The organism is Gordonia aurantiaca (genome assembly GCF_039939235.1).
Classification (GTDB): Bacteria; Actinomycetota; Actinomycetes; order Mycobacteriales; family Mycobacteriaceae; genus Gordonia.
Genome location: NZ_JBDUUF010000003.1, coordinates 266596 through 287561, shown reverse-complemented (window position 1 = coordinate 287561; position 20966 = coordinate 266596). Strand labels below are relative to the sequence as shown.

General features: G+C 69.1%; 19 protein-coding genes. 16 read left to right on the top strand and 3 right to left on the bottom strand.

Features of this window, described 5'->3' with window-relative positions:
• The first annotated feature begins 135 nt into the window (after positions 1 to 135).
• The 5 genes from ABFT43_RS08705 to ABFT43_RS08685 all read left to right on the top strand — a co-directional run bounded on the left by ABFT43_RS08705 (position 136) and on the right by ABFT43_RS08685 (position 3784).
• Positions 136 to 1215 carry a Rossmann-like and DUF2520 domain-containing protein gene (locus ABFT43_RS08705; RefSeq protein ID WP_347959967.1) on the top strand — a complete coding sequence of 360 codons (1080 nt, stop codon included), beginning with the start codon at positions 136 to 138 and terminating at the stop codon, positions 1213 to 1215.
• Between the two features lie 56 nt (positions 1216 to 1271).
• Positions 1272 to 2213: a pantoate--beta-alanine ligase gene (panC, locus tag ABFT43_RS08700; RefSeq protein WP_457590121.1), complete on the top strand. Its 942-nt coding sequence runs from the start codon at positions 1272 to 1274 to the stop codon at positions 2211 to 2213.
• Between the two features lie 4 nt (positions 2214 to 2217).
• Complete coding sequence (gene panD / locus ABFT43_RS08695) at positions 2218 to 2655, top strand: aspartate 1-decarboxylase (protein WP_347959966.1); 438 nt, start codon at positions 2218 to 2220, stop codon at positions 2653 to 2655.
• A 22-nt stretch (positions 2656 to 2677) separates the two neighbouring features.
• Positions 2678 to 3478 carry a type III pantothenate kinase gene (locus tag ABFT43_RS08690; protein ID WP_347959965.1) on the top strand — a complete coding sequence of 267 codons (801 nt, stop codon included), beginning with the start codon at positions 2678 to 2680 and terminating at the stop codon, positions 3476 to 3478.
• A gap of 156 nt (positions 3479 to 3634) precedes the next feature.
• On the top strand, positions 3635 to 3784 hold the full coding sequence (locus tag ABFT43_RS08685; RefSeq protein ID WP_347959964.1) for a hypothetical protein: 150 nt from the start codon (positions 3635 to 3637) through the stop codon (positions 3782 to 3784).
• Here the strand turns inward: ABFT43_RS08685 and ABFT43_RS08680 are convergent.
• On the bottom strand, positions 3781 to 4284 hold the full coding sequence (locus tag ABFT43_RS08680) for a TetR/AcrR family transcriptional regulator (protein ID WP_347959963.1): 504 nt from the start codon (positions 4282 to 4284) through the stop codon (positions 3781 to 3783). The genes ABFT43_RS08685 and ABFT43_RS08680 overlap by 4 nt on opposite strands.
• A 62-nt stretch (positions 4285 to 4346) precedes the next feature.
• On the opposite strand from ABFT43_RS08680, the gene ABFT43_RS08675 reads away from it, so the two are divergent.
• The 4 genes from ABFT43_RS08675 (at position 4347) to ABFT43_RS08660 (ending at position 8714) form a co-directional block, all read left to right on the top strand.
• Positions 4347 to 5468, top strand: a complete 1122-nt coding sequence (locus tag ABFT43_RS08675) for an FAD-dependent monooxygenase (RefSeq protein ID WP_347959962.1) — start codon at positions 4347 to 4349, stop codon at positions 5466 to 5468.
• 156 nt (positions 5469 to 5624) lie between these two features.
• Positions 5625 to 6080 (top strand): rhodanese-like domain-containing protein, encoded by a 456-nt coding sequence (locus tag ABFT43_RS08670; protein ID WP_347959961.1) that lies wholly within the window; start codon positions 5625 to 5627, stop codon positions 6078 to 6080.
• A 70-nt stretch (positions 6081 to 6150) separates the two neighbouring features.
• The gene (gene lysS, locus ABFT43_RS08665) at positions 6151 to 7728 is read left to right on the top strand and encodes a lysine--tRNA ligase (RefSeq protein ID WP_347959960.1); all 1578 of its coding nucleotides are present in this window, start codon (positions 6151 to 6153) and stop codon (positions 7726 to 7728) included.
• 98 nt (positions 7729 to 7826) lie between these two features.
• Positions 7827 to 8714, top strand: a complete 888-nt coding sequence (locus tag ABFT43_RS08660; protein ID WP_347959959.1) for a type IV toxin-antitoxin system AbiEi family antitoxin domain-containing protein — start codon at positions 7827 to 7829, stop codon at positions 8712 to 8714.
• Positions 8715 to 8726: 12 nt separating this feature from the next.
• On the opposite strand, the gene ABFT43_RS08655 is transcribed toward ABFT43_RS08660, so the two are convergent.
• Positions 8727 to 10325, bottom strand: coding sequence for a FadD3 family acyl-CoA ligase (locus ABFT43_RS08655; protein WP_347959958.1), 1599 nt, complete (start codon positions 10323 to 10325; stop codon positions 8727 to 8729).
• Between the two features lie 41 nt (positions 10326 to 10366).
• On the opposite strand from ABFT43_RS08655, the gene ABFT43_RS08650 reads away from it, so the two are divergent.
• The 7 genes from ABFT43_RS08650 to ABFT43_RS08620 all read left to right on the top strand — a co-directional run bounded on the left by ABFT43_RS08650 (position 10367) and on the right by ABFT43_RS08620 (position 20058).
• A complete protein-coding gene (locus ABFT43_RS08650) occupies positions 10367 to 11626 on the top strand; it encodes an acyl-CoA dehydrogenase family protein (protein ID WP_347959957.1) in 1260 nt (419 codons plus the stop codon).
• Positions 11627 to 12460: an SDR family oxidoreductase gene (locus ABFT43_RS08645; protein WP_347959956.1), complete on the top strand. Its 834-nt coding sequence runs from the start codon at positions 11627 to 11629 to the stop codon at positions 12458 to 12460.
• Positions 12461 to 12507: 47 nt separating this feature from the next.
• Complete coding sequence (locus ABFT43_RS08640) at positions 12508 to 13665, top strand: acetyl-CoA C-acetyltransferase (RefSeq protein WP_347959955.1); 1158 nt, start codon at positions 12508 to 12510, stop codon at positions 13663 to 13665.
• Positions 13666 to 14086: 421 nt separating this feature from the next.
• On the top strand, positions 14087 to 15616 hold the full coding sequence (locus ABFT43_RS08635; RefSeq protein ID WP_347959954.1) for an aldehyde dehydrogenase family protein: 1530 nt from the start codon (positions 14087 to 14089) through the stop codon (positions 15614 to 15616).
• Between the two features lie 94 nt (positions 15617 to 15710).
• Positions 15711 to 16349: a TetR/AcrR family transcriptional regulator gene (locus tag ABFT43_RS08630; RefSeq protein ID WP_347959953.1), complete on the top strand. Its 639-nt coding sequence runs from the start codon at positions 15711 to 15713 to the stop codon at positions 16347 to 16349.
• A gap of 53 nt (positions 16350 to 16402) precedes the next feature.
• A complete protein-coding gene (locus tag ABFT43_RS08625) occupies positions 16403 to 18325 on the top strand; it encodes an ABC transporter ATP-binding protein (RefSeq protein ID WP_347959952.1) in 1923 nt (640 codons plus the stop codon).
• Positions 18322 to 20058 carry an ABC transporter ATP-binding protein gene (locus ABFT43_RS08620; protein ID WP_347959951.1) on the top strand — a complete coding sequence of 579 codons (1737 nt, stop codon included), beginning with the start codon at positions 18322 to 18324 and terminating at the stop codon, positions 20056 to 20058. The genes ABFT43_RS08625 and ABFT43_RS08620 overlap by 4 nt, the downstream gene beginning before the upstream one ends.
• Positions 20059 to 20173: 115 nt before the next feature.
• On the opposite strand, the gene ABFT43_RS08615 is transcribed toward ABFT43_RS08620, so the two are convergent.
• Complete coding sequence (locus ABFT43_RS08615) at positions 20174 to 20962, bottom strand: ABC transporter ATP-binding protein (protein WP_131734069.1); 789 nt, start codon at positions 20960 to 20962, stop codon at positions 20174 to 20176.
• Between the last annotated feature and the right edge of the window lie 4 nt (positions 20963 to 20966).

The following is a 20966-nucleotide window of genomic DNA, read 5'->3' as shown; positions in this document are numbered from 1 at the left end:
TTGCCGCACCGGGTGCGGTGAGTCCTACCCTTGCTCTGCAACGTCTGGTACCCGTGCCGGCGCCGCTGCGGAGAGATCGACCCCGTGACGCGGTCCGGTGAAGGCGGGACTGGAACGAACCCACGGAGGACAGCGGTGACCTCACCGACCGGCGATCCCGGCGTGCCGTTCGCTCGGCGCCCCGGTGGCGACGACGCCTTCGGCAGCGACGCCGGAGACGCGTTCGGTGATGACGTGCACCTCGACTCCGGCGCCACTCTGCGCCGACGGGTCGACCCGTTTCCCGGGACGTCGAATCTGCCCACTCCCGCGCGCCTGACCGTCGGCATCGTGTCGGCCGGCCGTGTCGGTACCGCGCTCGGCGAGGCGCTGGAGAAGGCGGGCCACGTCGTCGGCGCCGTCGTCGCCCGTTCGTCGGCGTCGCGTGCCCGTGCCGCCGAGCGGCTGCCCGACTCGGAGATCCGCGACCTCGACGCCGTCATCGCACGATCGGAGTTGCTGCTGGTCAGCGTGCCCGACACCGAGTTGCCGGGCGTGGTCGCGCAGGTCGCGGACTCCGGCGCGATGCGCCCGGGCACGATCGTCGCCCACACCGCGGGCGCGCACGGCGTCGGAATCCTCGCCCCGGTCACCGCGCGTGGCGCCCTGGGGCTCGCGCTTCATCCCGCGATGACCTTCGTCGGCACCGCCGAGGACACCGCCCGCCTCACCAACGCGTGCTTCGCCGTCACCGCCGACGACCCGGTGGGCGAGGCGATCGCCTCGTCGCTGGTCCTGGAGATGGGTGGCGAGCCGGTCCGGATCGCCGAGTCCGACCGCACTCTCTACCACGCCGCCCTCGCACACGGGGCCAACCATCTGATCGCCCTCATCTCCGATGCGGTGGCCGCGCTGAATGCCGCGATCGACCACTCCGGGCGCGATGCCGCGACCGTCGACGGGAACGCCGGGCGGCTCGCCGAACGCATCCTGGCCCCGCTCGTGCGGGCGTCGCTCAACAACGTCCTCGACCTCGGTCCGTCGGCGCTGACCGGGCCGGTCGCGCGCGGCGACGCCGAGGCGGTCCGGCGCCATCTCGCGGCCCTGCGGGCCATTCGCGGCGGCGACGGCGAGCACGGGATCGCCGAGTCCTACCGGATGATGGCGCGCCGCGCCGCCGACGCCACCGATGCCCCACGTGCCCTGCTCGACCTCCTCGAAGGACGGTCGGCGTGACGACCAACCCCGTGATGACCAACCCCGTGATGACACCAGCGATCGAAGGAGATGCCGTGAGTGTCCCGTCCGAGGAGGCGCCCTCCTACAAGCCCGGTCGGCTGACCGTGCACCACGACCCGGCGACGCTGTCGCGGGTCACCCGAGCCCTGCGGTCCGCGGGCAAGCGGGTCGTGCTGGTCCCGACCATGGGCGCGCTGCACCAGGGGCATCTGCAACTGGTCAAGATGGCCAAGGCGAAGGCCAACACGGTGGTGGTGGTGTCGATCTTCGTCAACCCGCTGCAGTTCGGCCCGAACGAGGATCTCGACGCCTATCCGCGCACCCTCGAGGCCGACCTCGCCCTGCTCGAACCGCAGGGCGTCGAACTCGTCTTCGCACCGTCCGCGGCCGAGATGTATCCCAACGGCCGCCGCACGATGGTGCACCCGGGCGACACCGGCGAGATCCTCGACGGCGTCTCACGCCCCGGCCATTTCGCCGGGATGCTCACCGTGGTCCTCAAACTCCTCAACATCGTCGGACCGAATGCGGCGTACTTCGGTGAGAAGGACTACCAGCAGCTCATCCTCATCAACCAGATGGTCACCGACCTCAACCTCGACGTCGAGATCGTCGGCGTGCCGACGGTGCGCGAGGCCGACGGCCTGGCCATGAGTTCGCGCAACCGTTACCTTTCGCAGGAGCAGCGGGCGCTCGCCACGACGCTGTCGGCGGCGCTCGTCGCCGGTGCGCATGCCGCGGAGGGCGGCCGGGACGCGATCGTCGCCGCCGCGCAGGCGGTTCTGGACACCGTGCCGGAGATCGAGGTCGAGTATCTCGTGCTGCGCGGTCGCAATCTGGAGGAGCCCCCGGTCAAGGGGCCGGGACGGCTCCTCGTCGCCGCTCGACTCGGCCCGGCGCGCCTGATCGACAATGTCGGTGTCACCATCGGCGGCCTCGACGCCCTGCAGGAAGAACTCTCCGGACCCGTACCCACGTCCGAGAAGGGACAGTAGATCCATGCTGCGAACCATGATGACCTCGAAGATCCACCGCGCCACCGTGACCCAGGCGGATCTGCACTACGTCGGCTCGGTGACGATCGATCAGGATCTCCTCGACGCCGCCGGCCTCCTCGAGGGCGAACAGGTCACCATCGTCGACATCGACAACGGCAACCGTCTGGTGACCTACGCGATCGCCGGTGAGCGGGGTACGGGCGTCATCGGGATCAACGGTGCCGCAGCGCATCTCGTCCACCCGGGCGACCTTGTGATCATCATCGCCTACGGCATGCTGGACGAGGACGAGTTGAAGGAGTACTCGCCGAGGGTCGTGTTCGTCGACGAGAACAACCGCATCCTCGAGTCCGGCGACGATCCGGCGCACGCGCCCGAGGGCTCGGGTCTGCTCGACCCGCGCCACCCGGAGCCGGTGCTCGCCGACGCCTCGATCTGACGGACGGGTAGGCGCGCACCCGATGCTGCTCACCGTCGACGTCGGCAACACCAACATCCACATCGGCGCCTTCGCGGGGTCCGGGGATCACGCGCGGCTGGTGCAGGACTGGCGTATCCACACCGATCCGCACTACACCGCCGACGAACTGGCGTGGGTCTTCCGCGGCATGCTCGGCTCCGACATCGAGCAGGTCACCGGTGTCAGTGCGCTCTCGACGGTCCCGTCGCTGCTGCGCGAGCTGCGCGTCATGCTACCGCGCTACTTCGGCGACGGTCCGCACGTGTTGTTGGAGCCCGGGGTGCGCACCGGGGTTCCACTCCTGGTCGACAACCCCAAGGAGGTCGGCACCGACCGGGTGTCGAACTGCCTTGCGGCACATCACGAGTACGGCGGACCGTGTATCGTCGTCGCCTTCGGCACGGCGACCGTCGTCGACGCGGTGTCGGCGAAGGGCGAGTTCCTCGGCGGGGCCATCGCCCCCGGTGTGAACCTGGCGGTCGAGGCTTTGTCGGAGCACACCGTGACCGTGCGCAAGGTCGAACTGATGCCGCCGCGCAGCGTCCTGGGCAAGAACACCGTCGAGGCCCTGCAGTCGGGCATTCTCTATGGTTTCGCCGGTCAGGTCGACGCGCTCGTCGACCGGGTCTGCGACACCGTCCCCGGTTTCGACGGCGACGACGTCACGGTGGTCGCCACCGGCTATCTGGCACCGCTCATGTTCGAGGAATGCCGGTCGCTCACCGACCACCACCCGCACCTGACGCTGGAGGGTCTGCGCCTGGTCCACGAGCGCGCGAAGGCGAATCCGCGGCGCAAGTAGGGAAGAACATCCCCGCCGGTCATGCCGCACCACCGATGCCGCAGCGCCGGTCATGCCGCACCGCCGATGCTGCAGCGCCGATGTCGCAGCGCACACCCTCGGAGGGCCACCTCGGCCCGCGCTTCGTGCCGGACCATCCGCCGGCCGACACCCGAGGTGAGCGAGCCCTGTGCCCATCGCATCGCCGGCCGGGTCGACCTGCACCTGCCGGCTGCGGTCACTTCCACGATCGACGGCCCGGCGTCGACGAACGGGCGGCGCATCTGCGGTCGCCCGCCGCAGAACCCGTCGACGATCCCGGACTAACCGAGGGCGCCCAGCAGCCGTCCGGGGTCGTGGGCGTCGCCCGTGCCGTCGGAATCGCGCAGGAGGGCGTCGAGCACCAGGCCGTCGAGGGCGGCGACCAACTGTTGGGCAGCGGATGCGGCCATGCCGGCGTCGACGAGTCTCGTCACGAAGCGGTCGCGGCCGGCGACCATCCGCGCCCGCAGCTCGTCATCCCGGGTCGCGAGCAGGAGCAGCTCGTAACGCGCGCGGGTCCGTGTCCGATCGGGGCCCAGCCACCGCACGATCGCATCGCGGGGTGACTCGCCGGACGCCGGGACATCGAGGGTGAACACGTGCTCGACGAGCGCCGCGAGGAACCCGGCCCGCCCGCCGAAGTGATGGCGGATGCTGCCGTGCGGCACGCCGGCGGCGTCCTCGACGGCCCGGGTCGACGCCTGCCGCTCCCCGAGCGAGCCGATCAATTCGATGCCCGCGTCGAGCAGCGTCTGACGCGTCGGCCGTCCGGATGATTTCTCCACGTGGAGAAGTTTATCTGCTAGCCTTTTCTCCAGTTGGAGAAGTCGAGGGCCGGGAGCGGGTCATGAAGGTCGTGATCGTGGGCGCGGGCATCGCCGGGCTGTGCACGGCGGCCGGTCTCGGGTCGATCGGAGCCGAGGTCGTACTGATCGAGCGGGCGCCGGAGGTGCGCGGCGGCGGTTCCGGCCTCAGTCTGTTCGGTAACGGGTTGAAGGCGCTCGAGTCCCTGGGGTTGCGATCGGTGGTCCCGGACCCCGTCGAGGTTTCGCCCACCGTGAGCGGAACCCGCCGACCCGACGGCCGGTGGCTCTCCCGGTTCTCCCCGGAGGTCCTCGCGGACCTCCGGGTGGTGCGGCGCGGGGACCTTCACGATGCACTGTTGTCCCGGCTCGGGCCGGGGGTCGAGATCCGCACCGGGACGGGCGTGCGCGACGTGCTCGACCGCGGCGTCGTCCTCGACGACGGGACGATTCTCGACGACTGCGATCTCGTCGTCGGCGCCGACGGTCTGCGCAGCCGGGTGCGGGCCGCGATCGGCGACGACCCGGGCGTCACCTACAGCGGCTACATCGCCTGGCGGGCGATCACCGCGCACCCTGTCGACCTCGACGCCGCGGGGGAGACGATGGGGCGCGGACACCGGTTCGGTATCGCGCCGCTGCCCGACGGGCACGTGTACTGGTTCGCGGCCGTCACGTATCCGAGAGAGGTCTCGCCAGGTGGCATCGACGAAGTGCGGCAGCGGTTCTCGGGATGGCACGCCTCCGTCGGGCAGGTTCTCGACGCGACCGCCCCGGAGAGCGTCGGGGTGCTGCCCATCGAAGAGCTGGCCGACCCGTTGCGGACATTCGTCGACGGGCGTCGCGCCCTCGTCGGCGACGCCGCGCACGCCATGACCCCGAACCTGGGCCAGGGGGCGAACCAGGCCATGGAGGACGCCGCGACCCTCACCGCGCTGCTGTCCCGACCGGGCGCCGACATCGATGCCGCGCTGGCGGGGTACGACCGTCTGCGGCGGGCGCGAACCCAACGCATCGCGCGTCAGGCGAGGGCCATCGGACGCGTCGGACAGTGGCGCTCCGCGCCGGCGGTGTGGCTGCGCGACACGGCCATGCGGGCACTGCCCGACGCGGTCGCCGACGCGCAGGTACGACGCATTCAGGATTGGCAACCCCCGATGCGGTGATGCTCACCTCGGTCTGGCCAGCCCCCGGAGCCTGTGGCATACTCGTCGCCGTGATCAAGAGCTGTCAGGAGTGTTGTCAGGGCTAGTTCCGCAATCTGCGGTAGCCCTCCTTCGCGCTCCCTGCTCGTCATCGATCACCTCGAGGAATCCCTCACCATGACCGCTTCGGTTCTTTCTCCCGTTTCGTCCGGCACCGTCTTCGCCGCCACCGAGCCCACCGTCGCCCCTGCGCCGCGTGCCCCGCTGTCGTTGCAGGTCGGCGAATACGATCAGGCCGTCGCGGCGGGTGCCATCCCGGTCGACGTGCGGTCGCACCGCCGGCGCCGGATCGACGGCGCGCTGTTCGGGGCGTTGGCCATCGACGCGGCCTCGGTGCTCGACCGACTCACCCCCGGCACCGACCAGTCGCTGCGCATCGCGCGCGAGGACTCCCGCTGGATCCTCGTCAGCGAGGACGGCCACGAGGCCGAGTGGCTCGCCTGGCACCTGCAGGCCCGCGGCATCCACGGTGCGGTGTTCGTCGTCGGCGGTCATCGCCGCATGCGTGAGGCGGGGGTCAACGGCCGCATCAACCCCGACGAACTCGCGATGGTGTCCGCGCACGAGGAGTGAGCGGCCCGATCCCGTCGTCATCCATTTCGCTGTCGTCGCCGTCACAGCCCGTACGGCGGTTTGGGGGTCGGTGACCGGCCCCGATAGTGTTCGAGGGGTGAGTGACAGCCCGACCAGCGCCGCCGCGGCGGCCGAGAAGAACGCGGACGCCGACCAGACCCCCGAACAGATGCGCATCCGCCGCGAGAAGCGCGAGCGCATCCTGGCCGAAGGTCGCGAGGCGTACCCGGTCTCGATCCCGCGCACCCACAGCCTGCGCGAGATCCGCGAGGCCTACCCCGACCTCGAGGCCGGCACCGAGACCGGTCGGCACGTCGGCGTCGCCGGGCGCGTCATCTTCCTGCGCAACAAGGGAAAGCTGTGCTTCGCGACCCTCCAGGAGGGCGACGGAACCCAGCTGCAGGCGATGGTCAGCCTCAACGGCGTCGGCGAGGAGTCCCTCGCCCGCTGGAAGGCCGAGGTGGACCTCGGCGACATCGTCTACGTCTCCGGCGAGGTCATCAGCTCCCGCACCGGCGAGCTGTCGGTGATGGCCGACGACTGGCAGATGGCGTCGAAGGCGCTGCGCCCCTTGCCGGTCGCCCACAAGGAGCTGAACGAGGAGACGCGCGTCCGCCAGCGCTACGTCGACCTCATCATGCGTCCCGAGGCCCGCAAGATCGCGCGCACCCGCATCACGGTCATCGCCGAGCTGCGTGCGGCTCTCGCCCGTCGCGGCTTCCTCGAGGTCGAGACCCCGATGCTGCAGACGATCCACGGCGGCGCCGCCGCACGCCCGTTCGTCACCCATTCCAACGCGTTCGACATGGACCTCTACCTGCGCATCGCGCCGGAGCTGTTCCTCAAGCGCTGCGTCGTCGGCGGCATCGAGCGCGTCTTCGAGATCAACCGCAACTTCCGCAACGAGGGCGCGGATTCCACCCACTCGCCCGAGTTCGCGATGCTCGAGACCTACCAGGCCTACGGCACCTACGACGATTCGGCGGTGATGATCCGCGAACTCGTGCAGGAGGTCTCGCAGGCCGCGCTCGGCACCCTCGAGCCGACCATGCCCGACGGCTCGACCTACGACCTGTCCGGCGAGTGGTCCTCGCTGGAGATGTACCCGTCGCTGTCGGAGGCGCTCGGCGAGGAGATCGTGCCCGTCGGCAACCCGGGCGAGACCACCGTCGAGGAGCTGCTCGCGATCGCCGGGCGCGTCGGCCTCGAGGTCCCGAAGGACAAGGGCTACGGCCACGGCAAGCTCGTCGAGGAGCTGTGGGAGCACATGGTCGGCGAGAAGCTCTCCGCGCCGGTGTTCGTCCGCGACTTCCCGGTCGAGACCTCGCCGCTGGTGCGCTCGCACCGGTCGGTCAAGGGCGTCGTCGAGAAGTGGGACCTCTACGTCCGCGGCTTCGAGCTGGCCACCGGCTACTCCGAGCTCGTCGACCCGGTCATCCAGCGTGAGCGCTTCGTCGACCAGGCCCGGCTCGCCGCCGCCGGCGACGACGAGGCGATGGTCCTCGACGAGGAGTTCCTCACCGCGATGGAGTACGGAATGCCCCCGACCACGGGCACCGGCATGGGCATCGACCGCCTGCTGATGGCGCTGACCGGCCTCGGCATCCGTGAGACCATCCTGTTCCCGTTGGTGAAGCCCCGTACCTGACCGCCGGCGATCCGTAGAAATAGTCGACGCCATGTCCCCTTGTTCTCTACGGATCGCCGTCACGGAACCTCTCGGCGACCGTGTGCGTCTGAAGGTGCATGCCCGAAGATCTGCGGACGATGATCGCCGCCCACGACGGGGTCTTCACCACCGCCCAGCTGCGTGAGTGCGGTGTCACCGCCGACGCCGTCCGTCACCGGGTCGCCAAGGGCGAGTGGGTGCGCGTCGCCCGCGGTGTCCTCCGTGTCGCAGACCGACTCGTCGACCCGCGCATGTCCGCCCGGATCGCCGTCCTGCGCGCGGGCCCCGGTGCCGCACTCGGGAGCGGCTCGGCGGCCTGGTGGCACGGGTTCGTGACCGATCCGCCGAAGATCGTGTCGGTCATCGCGCCGCGCGGACGCCACGGAGACCCCATCGACGGCGCCAGGGTATGGCACCGGACCGTGGACCGCCGAGACCTCACCGAGGTGGACGGCCTCGCCGTCACCGGTCGTGAGCTGACCGTGCTCGACGCCGCGGTGGACCTCGGTGTCAAGGTGATGGATTCGGCCCTGCTCACCAAGCAGGTCACGATCGCCGACCTCGACGCGGTGCAACGACGCAACGCCGGGCGTCGAGGATCTCCCCGGGCCCGCGCGATGCTCGAGGCGATGTCGTCGGGTGCGCGGTCGGAGGCAGAGCGCAGGACGGTGACCCTGCTTCGCTCGTCCGAGCTCACGGGTTGGGCGAACAACGTGCACGCGTGCGGATACCTCCTCGACATCGCGTTCGAGGCGGCGAAGGTCGCAATCGAGATCGACGGCATGGCATTTCACAGTGACGCCAAGGCGTTTCAGAACGACCGCACCCGGCAGAACGTGCTCGTCGCGAACGGGTGGATCGTCCTCCGATTCACCTGGCGCGACCTGACCCACCGGCCCGACTCGGTGCTCGCACAGATCCGCAACGCCCTCCGTCTCCGATCGGTAGAGAAGAAGGGGGCATAGCGCCCACTATCTCTACGAAATCCCGTGGGTGAGTTCGCGCTTGAGGATCTTCCCGGATGCGTTGCGCGGGAACGAATCCACGAACACCACCGACCGTGGGACCTTGAAGTTCGCCAGGTGCTCCTTGGCGAAGGCGATGACCTTCTCCTCGGTGAGGTCGACGCCGTCGCGGACGGTGATGTACGCGCGCCCGACCTCGCCCAACCGCTCGTCGGGCACCCCGACGACCGCCGACTCGGTGACGCCGTCCAGCCGGGCGAGGGTCTGCTCGACCTCGGCGGGGTACACGTTGAAACCGCCGCAGATGTACATGTCCTTCAGGCGGTCGGTGATCTTGAGATTGCCGTTCTCGTCGATGGTCCCGATGTCGCCGGTGTGCAGCCAGCCGTCGGTGTCGATGGTGGCGGCGGTGGCCTCCGGGTCGTCGAGGTACCCGACCATCACCATGTCGCCGCGCGCCAGGACCTCGCCGTTGTCCGCCAGCTTGATCTCCATGCCCTCGAAGGCGCGCCCGCACGTGTTGGCGACGGTCTCGTCATCGTCATCGGGGGTGCAGGTCGACACGAAACCGCTGGCCTCGGTGAGCCCGTACGCGGTGATCACGGTCTCGACGCCGAGCTCGGACTGCAGGCGTTCGACGAGCACGACCGGCACGATCGACGCGCCGGTGACAACCAGACGCAGCGTCGACAGGTCGTATTCGGAGCGCTTCGGGTCGTCGAGGATGGTCTGGAAGATCGTCGGCGCGCCGGGGAAGATCGTCGCGCGTTCGTCGGAGACGAGCTTCATCGCCTGCTCCGGCGAGTACACCGCGAGCGGCAGCATGGTCACACCGAACAGCACCGACGGCAGGATTCCGGCCTTGTATCCGAAGGTGTGGAAGTACGGGTTGACCATCAGATACCGGTCGCCGGGGTGCAGGCCGCCGTTGGAGCCCCACGCATGCGCGCCGGACAACGTCTGCCGGTGGGTGGCCAGGACTCCCTTGGACTTTCCGGTGGTGCCCGAGGTGAACAGGATGTCGGAGATGTCGTCGGGGGAGACGGAGCCGGCCCGACGATCGGCCTCGGCGAGCGCGTCGGCGGTCTCGCGTTCGAGGAAGTCGTGCCAGTCGATCGCGCCGTCGGGGACCGGCGCCCCGCGGGAGGTGAGCGGAACCCGCACGACGAGGCCGGGCAGGCGGTCGCGGTGTTCGTCGAACAGCTGTGCCGCGTGGTCGGCGCCCAGGAACTCCCCGGACACGACGAGCCCGCGCGCGCCGGACCGTTCGATGATCTCGATCGCCTCACCCGTCGTGTAGCGGGTGTTGAGCGGCACCAGCGTCGCGCCCGCGTAGTGGATGCCGAGCGCGGCGATCGGCCAGTGGAAGCTGTTCGGCGACCAGATCGCCACCCGGTCACCGGCCCGGATGCCCGACGCCACGAGTGCCGCGGCGAACGCCCGCACCGAACCGTGGAACTCCGCCCATGTCAATTCCAGGTGCGGATGTGCCGAAGGGTGCCACTGGCCGTCGACGATGGCGATACGGTCGGGCCAGCTCTGCGCGGCGTGGTGCAACGCGGCCGGTGTCGTGATCGTGGGGAGACTCGCGAGTACGGAGGTCTGCGCCATGTGCCCAACCTAGCACTTGCTTGGTGGGCTATGCTAGCGAAATGACCTCGATCAATCTCGCGGATCGCGGCGTCGACCTGGGGGAATGGGCCAAGTCCACGCCGAATGCCGCCGATGAGTTCGCCGCCGCGGTCCGGTCCTGGCTGGAGGAGAACCTGACGGGCGAGTTCGCGGGCCTCAAGGGTCGCGGCGGCCCGGGCAGCGAGCACGAGTTCTTCGCCGAGCGGCTCGAATGGGACCGTCACCTGGCTCGCGCCGGCTGGACCTGCATCGGCTGGCCCACCGAATACGGCGGCCGCGGCGCGACGCTCGAACAGCGCATCATCTTCCATCGCGAATACGCCCGCGCCAACGCGCCCGCGCGCGTGAACCACCTGGGTGAGGAGCTGCTCGGGCCGACGCTCATCGCCTATGGCACCGAGGAGCAGAAGAAGCGGTTCCTGCCGGGCATCGTCGACGTCTCGGAGCTGTGGTCGCAGGGCTACTCCGAACCCGGCGCCGGCTCCGACCTCGCCGGCGTCTCGACCAGCGCCCGCCTCGAGAACGGCAAGTGGATCATCAACGGCCAGAAGATCTGGACGTCGTTGGCCCACGTCGCGCAGTGGGTGTTCGTGCTCGCGCGCACCGAGAAGGGCTCGTCGCGGCACGCCGGCCTGTCGTTCCTGCTGGTGCCCCTCGACCAACCCGGGATCACCGTCCGGCCGATCCAACAGCTCACCGGCACCTCGGAATTCAACGAGGTCTTCTTCGACGACGCGGAGACCGACGCCGACCTGATCGTCGGCGAACCCGGTGACGGCTGGAAGGTCGCGATGGGGCTGCTGCAGTTCGAGCGCGGCGTCTCGACCCTGGGCCAGCAGGTCGGTTTCGCCCGGGAACTGGAGAACCTCGCCGAGGTCGCGCGGTCCAACGGCGCCGTCGACGACCCGGAGATCGCTTCGCGCCTCGTCCGCGCCGACATCGGCCTGAAGGTCATGCGGGCCCACGCGCAGCGGACGCTCGACGGTGACGTCACCAGCCAGGCCGGCGCGGCGTCGGTCTCGAAGTTGTTGTGGGCCAACTGGCATCGCGACCTCGGAGAGCTCGCGATGGACGTCGTCGGCGCGCCCGCGCTCATCGGGCCGTCGACCACCGTCGAGGGCGCACCCAACGACATCTCCGACCCCGAACACGTCGAACTCGACGAATGGCAACGGCTCTACCTGTTCACCCGCGCCGACACCATCTACGGCGGGTCGAACGAGGTGCAGCGCAACATCATCGCCGAGCGAGTGCTCGGCCTTCCCCGAGAGGCACGCTGAATGACCGCAACGGACGTGAACGGAGTTGACCGGACAGTGATCTCACCGCTCGCGACGCCGCCTGCCGAAACCCCCGGCCACAACCTGCTGCTGGGCAAGAAGGTCGTCGTCACCGCGGCCGCCGGCACCGGCATCGGTTTCGCCTCGGCGCGGCGCGCACTCCTCGAGGGCGCGGACGTCCTCATCAGCGACTGGCACGAACGACGCCTCGGCGAGGCCGCCGAGAAGCTCGCCGCCGAGTTTCCCGAGCGCGCCGTCGCCCAGCGCACGTGCAACGTCCAGTCCACCGCCGAGGTAGACGCCCTGATCGCCGACGCCGCAACCGAACTCGGACGCATCGACGTGCTGGTCAACAACGCCGGCCTCGGTGGCGAGACGCCGGTTGCGGAGATGACCGACGAGGAATGGGACCGCGTCCTCGACATCACCCTCACCGGCACCTTCCGCGCGACGCGGGCCGCCCTACGCTACTTCGGCTCCGTCGATCACGGTGGCGTGATCGTCAACAACGCGTCGGTCCTCGGCTGGCGCGCCCAGCGCGGACAGGCGCACTATGCCGCCGCGAAGGCCGGCGTGATGGCCCTGACCCGGTGCTCCGCACTCGAGGCCGCCGACGTCGGGGTCCGCATCAACGCCATCGCCCCGTCGATCGCCAAGCACCCGTTCCTCGCCAAGGTCACCAGCGACGAACTGCTCGACGAACTCGCCTCCAAGGAGGCCTACGGCCGTGCCGCCGAGGTGTGGGAGGTCGCCGCGACCATCGCGATGCTCGCCAGCGACTACACCACCTACCTCACCGGCGAGGTCGTCTCGATCTCCAGTCAGCGCGCCTGACCGCCGATCCAGAACCTTCCCGAAGAGAACACCAAGGAGTCCCGCCCATGTCCACGCCTCAGGCCTACATCGTCGACGCGATCCGCACCCCGGTCGGCAAGCGCAACGGCTCACTCGCCAAGGTGCACCCGGCTGATCTCGGTGCCCACATCATCTCCGCGCTGATCGAGCGCACCGGCATCGATCCCGCCGCCGTCGACGACGTCGTGTTCGGCTGCCTCGACACCATCGGCGGCCAGGCCGGCAACGTGGCCCGCACCGCGTGGCTCGCCGCCGGGATGCCGCTCGAGGTGCCCGGCACCACCGTCGACCGTCAGTGCGGATCCAGCCAGCAGGCAATCCATTTCGCCGCGCAGGGCGTCATGAGTGGCACCCAGGACATCGTCGTCGCCGGCGGGCTGCAGAACATGAGCGCCATCCCGATCTCCCAGGCGATGATCTCCGGCAAGGAGTTCGGGTTCACCACGCCCACCGCGGAATCCAAGGGCTGGCAGGAACGCTTCGGCGACGCGCAGATCTCGCAGTTCATCGGTGCCGACATGATGGCCCAGAAGTGGGACATCAGCCGCGAGGACATGGAGCGCTGGGCGCTGCAGTCGCATGAGCGCGCCCGTGCCGCCATCGCCGAGGGCAGGTTCGACAACGAGAACGTCCCGCTCGGCGACTGCGTCGTCGACGAGTGCCCGCGCGAGACCTCGCTGGAGAAGATGGCCGGCCTGCAGGTGCTCGCTGAGGGGTCGCGCCTGACCGCCGCGGTGGCGTCGCAGATCGCCGACGGATCGTCGGCCACCCTCGTCGTCTCCGAGCGTGCGCTGAAGGAGCACAACCTCACCCCCCGCGCCCGTATCCACCACATGTCGGTCCGCGGCGACGACCCGGTGATGATGCTGTCCGCACCCATCCCGGCCACGAAGTACGCGCTGGAGAAGACCGGACTGTCGATCGACGATATCGACGTCGTCGAGATCAACGAGGCCTTCGCGCCGGTCGTGCTGGCCTGGCTGAAGGAGACCGGCGCCGACCCGGCGAAGGTCAACCCCAACGGCGGGGCCATCGCCCTCGGCCACCCGCTCGGCGCGACCGGCGCCAAGCTGTTCGCGACCCTGCTCAACGAGCTCGAGCGCACCGGCGGCCGCTACGGCCTGCAGACGATGTGCGAAGGCGGCGGGACCGCCAACGTCACGATCGTCGAGCGTTTGGGCTGAGGTGTGGCGGTCAGCCGCGGTGCGAAGGCGGCGGGACCGCCAACGTCACGATCGTCGAGCGTTTGGGCTGAGGTGCGGCGGTCAGCCGCGGTGCGAAGGCGGCGGGACCGCCAACGTCACGATCGTCGAGCGTTTGGGCTGACCACCACCGCTCCCCGGACCGCGACATGAGCGAGCCGCGAAGACCCGGTGACCCACCGGGGCTTCGCGGCTCGTCGCGTTCGTATCGCTACCCCCGTCCTCGGCGGGGGTGTGTGGTCGTCGCACCCGGGTTCTGACAACGGGTGTACCCACATTCCGATGTGACGTGGCGCATACTAGTGTGATCTGGCGCATACTATGGTGTGGGACAAGCGGAGCTTTTTGTTCCAACCGACGCCAAAGACCCAGCTCCAGCACTGAACGAACTGAGGGGATCTCGATGACCAAGCCTGCTGAGCACACCAGCACCGGGGTGGCGAGCGCCAAGCGTGGCGTCTCGTCGGAAGAGCACACACTGACCGAACTGCTCGAGATCCAGCGTGCCGCGTTCCTGCGCGACGGCATCCCGGACGCCGACACCCGCATCGATCGCATCACCCGGCTCTCGGCCCTCCTGCTCGATCACGCCGACGAGATCGCCGAGGCCCTGGCCGCAGACTTCGGTTCGCGTCCGCGTGAACTGTCACTGGCCGCCGACGTGGCGGGCTGCATGATCGACCTCGCCCACCAACGCCGCGGCGTCAAGGAGTGGATGCAGGAGACCAAGTACGCCAAGATCCAGGGCCTGCTCGGCTACAAGCAGAGCGTCCGCCACGACCCGCTCGGCGTCGTCGGCATCATGGGTCCCTGGAACTTCCCGCTGCAGCTCACCTTCGTGCCCGCCGGGTCGGCCTTCGCCGCCGGCAACCGCGTCCTGATGCGTCCGTCGTCGATCACCGCGCGCACCACCGACGTGATCGCCAAGCACGCACCCAACTATTTCTCCATCGAGGAGTTGGCGGTCGTCACCTCCAAGCACGGCTCCGGCTCGGACTTCGCCAAGCTGAAGGTCGACCACATGTTCTTCACCGGTTCGCCGGAGGTCGGCGCCTCGGTCGCGCAGGAGGCCGCCAAGAACCTGGTGCCGGTCACCCTCGAGCTCGGCGGCAAGAACCCGGCCGTCGTCGACATCGACGCCGACATCGACAAGGCCGCGACCATGCTCGCCGACGCCCGCATGGTCAACGGTGGCCAGGTCTGCCTGTGCCCCGATTACGTCTTCGTCCCGGAGTCCAAGCTGGGTCAGTTCACCGACAAGGTGATCGCCCGCTGGACCGAGAAGTTCCCGACGATCCTCGACAACGAGCAGTACACGTCGACGATCAACCAGAAGAACTACGACCGCATCGTCGGCCTGATCGAGGACGCCGAGCAGCTCGGCGCCACCAAGCGTCAGGTGATCCCCGGCGGTGAGCCGCTGCCGAACGCCGAGCGTCGCAAGATCCCGCCGACGCTGCTCACCGGCGTGAAGGCCGGCATGAAGATCGAGGAGGACGAGGTCTTCGGCCCGGTGCTCACGGTCTACCCGTACCGCGAGATCACCGAGGTCATCGGCCACATCTCGTCGCATCCGCACCCGCTGACCATGTACTGGTGCGGCGACCGCAACGACCGCTTCGAGAAGCTCGCCGACAACACGCGTTCCGGCTCGATCAACGGCAACGACTTCGCCATCCATCTGTTCAGCGGCGACCTGCCGTTCGGCGGGGTCGGACGTTCGGGCATGGGTGCCTACCACGGCAAGACCGGCTTCGAGACCTTCAGTCACGCCCGCGCGGTCGCGTTCTCGACGCTGCCGATGACGGTCGCCGACCTGATGTCGCCGCCGTTCTTGCCCAAGGACACCAAGATGACCGACAACCAGCTCAAGCTGTGGAAGTTCTTCAACAACCGCGCGATGAAGAAGGTCCGCAAGCGCCTCGGCGCATGATGTGCGACTAGCATGACCGCTTGGCCGGGTTCGTATGACGACGAACCCGGCCAAGCGCTTGCTAGGGTGATGGGCAGACTCTTCAGGAGGATGCGTGTCACCACGTGGGCAGACCAGAACCGCCGGTGCCAAGACCGACGGCGCCGATGCGGCCAAGAGCTCGTCGCGCCGTGACGAGCTGCTCGCCACCGCGAGTCAGATGTTCGCCGAGAACGGACTGCGTTCGACGACGGTCCGCGACATCGCCGACGCCGCCGGCATCCTGTCGGGCAGTCTCTATCACCACTTCGACTCCAAGGAGTCGATGGTCGACGAGATCCTGCGCCGATTCCTCGACGACCTCTTCGAGAAATACCGCGCCATCGCCGCCTCGGGACTCTCGGCCACCGAAACACTGCGTCGCCTCGTCATCGCGTCCTTCGAATCGATCGACGCCGAGCGCAACGCCGTCGCGATCTACCAGGACGAGGCCAAGCGGCTGTCGAGCCAGGAACGCTTCTCCTACATCTCCGAGCTGAACGTCGAATTCCGGCAGCTGTGGCACGCGGTGCTGCAGCGCGGCGTCGACGAGGGGGAGTTCCGTCCAGACCTCGACGTCGAACTGGTGTACCGGTTCATGCGGGACACCGTGTGGGTGGCGGTCCGGTGGTACCGCCCGGGCGGCGCGCTGTCGGTGGAGAAGATCGCCGATCAGTACCTCTCGATCGTGCTCGACGGCATCCTGCCGCGCTGAGCGAGGTTAGGGTTCCCTTTCTCGCGGCAGGTGAGGGCGGCTAAGGTTCGCCTATGACTATCGGCGGAACAGACGTCGCCACACCGACCCCCACACAGGAGTCCGCAAGCACCCCGGAGGATCCGAAGACCGTCCGGGAGAACGCCCGTGCGGAGGCCAAGGCGAAGGCCGCGGCGCTCGCGGACATCCTCGCCCCGGTGCGTGGACGGATCATCCTCGCCCAGCTCGTCCAGATCCTCGCCTCGGCCGCGACGATCGTCCCGTACATCGGCATCGTCGAACTCGGCCGCACGCTGCTGGCGCCCGGCACGCTCGACACCGGCCGCGTCTGGCTGGTGGTGTGGCTGGTCGTCGGCGGACTCGCGGCGCGTGCCCTGTTCAGCTTCCTGGCGCTGGCGATCACCCACTTCGCCGACCTCGATCTCCAGGCGCGGCTGCGCATCCGGATCACCGACAAGCTCGGACGGCTTCCGCTCGGCTGGTTCAGCCGGACCAGCTCCGGCGCGGTCCGCAAGTCCGTGCAGAACGACGTCGCCGACCTGCACTACCTCGTCGCACACGCCCAGGTCGAGGCGGCCGCGGCCGTGCTCTCGCCGATCTTCGCCCTGGTCTACTGCTTCGTGCTGGACTGGCGCCTCGGTCTGCTCGCCATCGCGACCGTCCCGCTGTACGCGCTGACGTACTGGTGGATGGCCCGCGACCTCACCGCGGAGATGGAGAAGATGGACCGCGGCGTCGCGCGCATCAGCGCCACCATCGTCGAGTTCATCAACGGCGTGGCAGTGGTCAAGACCTTCGGCCAGACCGGTAAGGCGCACCGGCGGTTCATCGAGGCCGCCGACGAGTTCAACGACGACTTCGCCGGCTACATGGGCCCGATGCTGCGGGTCCAGGCCATCACCACGGTGCTCATCTCCGCGCCGCTCATCCTGCTGGTCAACCTGGGTGTCGGGTACTGGCTCGTCGACAACGGCTGGGTCAGCCCGATCGAATTGGTCGGTTCGACGCTGATCGCGATGGTCCTGCCGTCCGCGCTGCTGACCGTGTCGACCGCGGTGCACACCCGCCAGCAGGCGTCGGCCGCGGCGCTGCGCATCGCCGACCTGCTCGCCGAACCCGAACTGACGATCCCCGAGAACCCCAAGGTCCCCAACGGTCACGACGTGGTCATCGAGGACGTCCACTTCACCTACCCGCCGCGCCTCGGTGTGCCCTCCGGTGTGAAGGCGCTCGACGGGGTGAGCGTGACCCTGCGCGAGGGCACCGTGACCGCGCTCGTCGGCCCGTCGGGCAGCGGCAAGTCCACGCTGGCGACGCTGCTGCCGCGCTTCGGCGACCCGGATTCCGGTTCGGTGCGCATCGGCGGCGTCGACGTCCGCGAGATCGCGACGTCGGAGTTGTACCGCCACGTCGGCTTCGTGCTGCAGGACGTGCAGCTGCTGACCATGTCGGTTCGCGACAACATCCGGCTCGGCCGCCCGGAGGCCTCCGACGAGGAGGTCTACCACGCCGCACTCGCCGCGCAGATCCACGACCGCATCTTGGACCTGCCCGACGGCTACGACACGATCGTCGGTGACGCCGCCTACTTCTCCGGCGGTGAGGCGCAACGGGTCTCGATCGCGCGGGCACTTCTCGCCGACACCCCGATCCTGGTGCTCGACGAGGCGACCGCGTTCGCCGACCCCGAGTCGGAGGCCGAGATCCAGAAGGCCATCGGCGCCCTCATGGTCGGGCGCACCGTCCTGGTCATCGCACACCGGCTCGGCTCGATCACGCACGCCGACAACATCGTCGTGCTCGACCGCGGACGCGTCGTGGAACAGGGACGGCACGAGGAACTGCTCGCGAAGGGCGGTCTGTACTCGACGATGTGGGCCGGTTACGAGGCCGGCACCACCCGGCAGGACGAGAAGATCGCCCGCGGCGCGAGCGGCGACGACAGCATGATCGAAAGCAACGGGGTGGCACGATGATCCGCGGTTTCTACACGATTCTGGGCTCCGAGCGCGCCCGGATGGTCGTCTTCCTCGGCTGGGTCCTCGTCTACGGCATCGCCCAGGGCCTCGCGATGCTGACGCTCGTCCCGATCGCCGAGAACCTGCTCACCGGTGACCGCTCCGGTGCCGCGGCCTGGTTGTGGCCGTTGGGAATCCTGGTCGCGATCTGTGCGGTCAGTGCCTACGTCCAGTCCATCAAGGGCATGACCATGGCGCTCTACGCGATGCGCATGCTGCACCACCGACTCGGCGACCACATGGTCACGCTGCCGCTCGGTTGGTTCACCCGCGAGCGCATCGGCGAGGTCTCGCAGATCGCGGTCAAGGGCACCATGTTCGTGGGAAGCACCGGCGCGCACTACATCACGCCGGTCGTGGTGAACACGGTCAGCTCGATTGTGGTGGTCATCGGCATCTGCGTCTTCGACTGGCGGATCGGACTGCTCATGGTGGCCGGCAGCCTCGTGCTGATGTACGTCGGCAAGCTCTCGAGCAAGTTCCTCTCGAAGGCCGAGCGGCGCAAGCGCGCCGAGGCCGTGACGGTCAACAACCGCGTCATCGAGTACGCCCGCTGCCAGGCCGTGCTGCGTGCCTTCGGCGACGCCGACTCCGCGCACGCCCCGCTCGCCGAGGCGCTGGGTCGTCAGGCCCGCGTGGGCCGGTCGATGTTGTGGCGGTCGATCCTCGGCATCCTGCTCAACGGTCTGATGGTGCAGGTCGTGTTCAGCGCGGTGCTCGCGTACGGCGCGTGGCTCGCGGTGTCCGGCAACGTCGAACCCGCCCTGCTCATCGCGGTCTTCGGTCTGGCGGCGCGGTTCTTCGGTCCGATCGGCGAACTCGCCGAACTCGGATCGACGCTGCGCATGTCGACCGATGAGATCAACCGCATCACCGGCGTTCTCGACACCGACCGGATGCCTGCGCCGGACGTGCCCAAGCCCATCGTCGAGCCCGGCGCCGTCGAGTTGTCGCATGTCACCTTCGGATATGACAAGGACAAGCCGGTGCTGCGCGACGTGACACTTCGTGCCGCCCCCGGCACGATGACCGCACTCGTCGGCCCGTCGGGTTCGGGCAAGTCCACGATCTTCCGCCTCATCGCCCGCTTCTTCGACGTCGACGGCGGCTCGGTGAAGGTCGGCGGCGTCGACGTCCGCGACCAGGAGACCGGCCGGCTCATGGGTCAGCTGTCGCAGGTGTTCCAGGACGTCTACCTGTTCGACGACACCCTGTGGGAGAACATCAGACTCGGCCGGCCCGACGCCTCCGACGCCGAGATCCGCGCGGCCGCCGAGACCGCCGGAGTCACCTCCATCGTCGAACGACTGCCCGACGGCTGGGACACCGTCGTCGGCGAGGGCGGATCGGCACTGTCCGGCGGTGAGCGTCAACGTGTCTCGATCGCGCGGGCGTTGCTGAAGAACGCGCCGATCGTCCTCTTCGACGAGGCCACCAGCGCGCTCGACCCGGAGAACGAGGCCCACGTCGCCGAGTCGATCCGCCGGCTCGCCGACCGCAGCACCGTGCTCGTGATCGCGCACAAGCTGTCGACGGTGGTGGCGGCCGACCAGATCGTCGTGCTCGACGACCGGGGTGGCGTCGACGACATCGGCACCCACGGCGAGCTGCTGGCCCGGGGTGGCCGCTACCGCGAGTTCTGGAACCAGCGCGCGGCCGCCGCGGGTTGGACGCTCGCCGCGTCGTCGTAACCGGCGCGGTCGGAACCGGTGTCGTACCCCGCGCCGCCACGGGCCCCCGCCCGGACCGGCGCAACCCGAGTCGCCGTGACCCGAGTAGTCGCGATCCTGAGTTCGGGAACGTTCTTCAGGACGCTCCTCGCGCCGACCACCGCCCGTCCCGATGCTCGATCTCGATCGGGTAGTCGAAGCAGCGGGTGACGAGCTCGGTGGTCAGCACGTCGTGGGCAGGTCCCGCGGCGAGCACCCGCCCGCCGGACACCAGCAAGGCGTGCGTCGTGGTCTCGGGCAACTCCTCGAGGTGATGCGTGACCAGTACCGTCGCCAGCTCGGGGTGGGACCGGTGCAGCCGGTCGACGGTGTGCAGGAGTCGTTCGCGCGCAGCGACGTCCAAGCCGGTCGACGGCTCGTCGAGCAGCAGGAGCCGCGGGTTCGGCAGCAGCGCGCGGGCGATGAGCGTCCGTCCACGCTCGCCCTGGGACAGATGGGTCCACGGCGCCCCTGCGAGCGCACCCAGCCCGAGCATCTCGATCAGCTCGTCCGCCCGGGCGACCGTCTCGGCGTCGGGCTTCTGACGGTCCATCAGCTCGGTGGTACCGGTCGCGCCGGTCAGTACGACCTCGCGGATCGTCAGCGGCGACCGCAGCGGGTGGCGCGGGTTGACGTGGCCGATCGACTCACGCAGTCGGCGGATCTCGACGTGGCCGAGCCGGTGGCCGAGCACGTCGACGCTGCCGTGCGTTGGGAACTGATGGGCGCCGCAGAGACTCAGGATCGTCGACTTACCCGCACCGTTCGGGCCGATGAGGGCCCAGCGCTCGCCGGCGCGGACGGTCCAGTGGACATCGGACAGGATCGGGCGCCCCTGACGGACGAAGTCGACCGATTCGAGCCGCAGAACATCGGGAGTCGTCACGAGG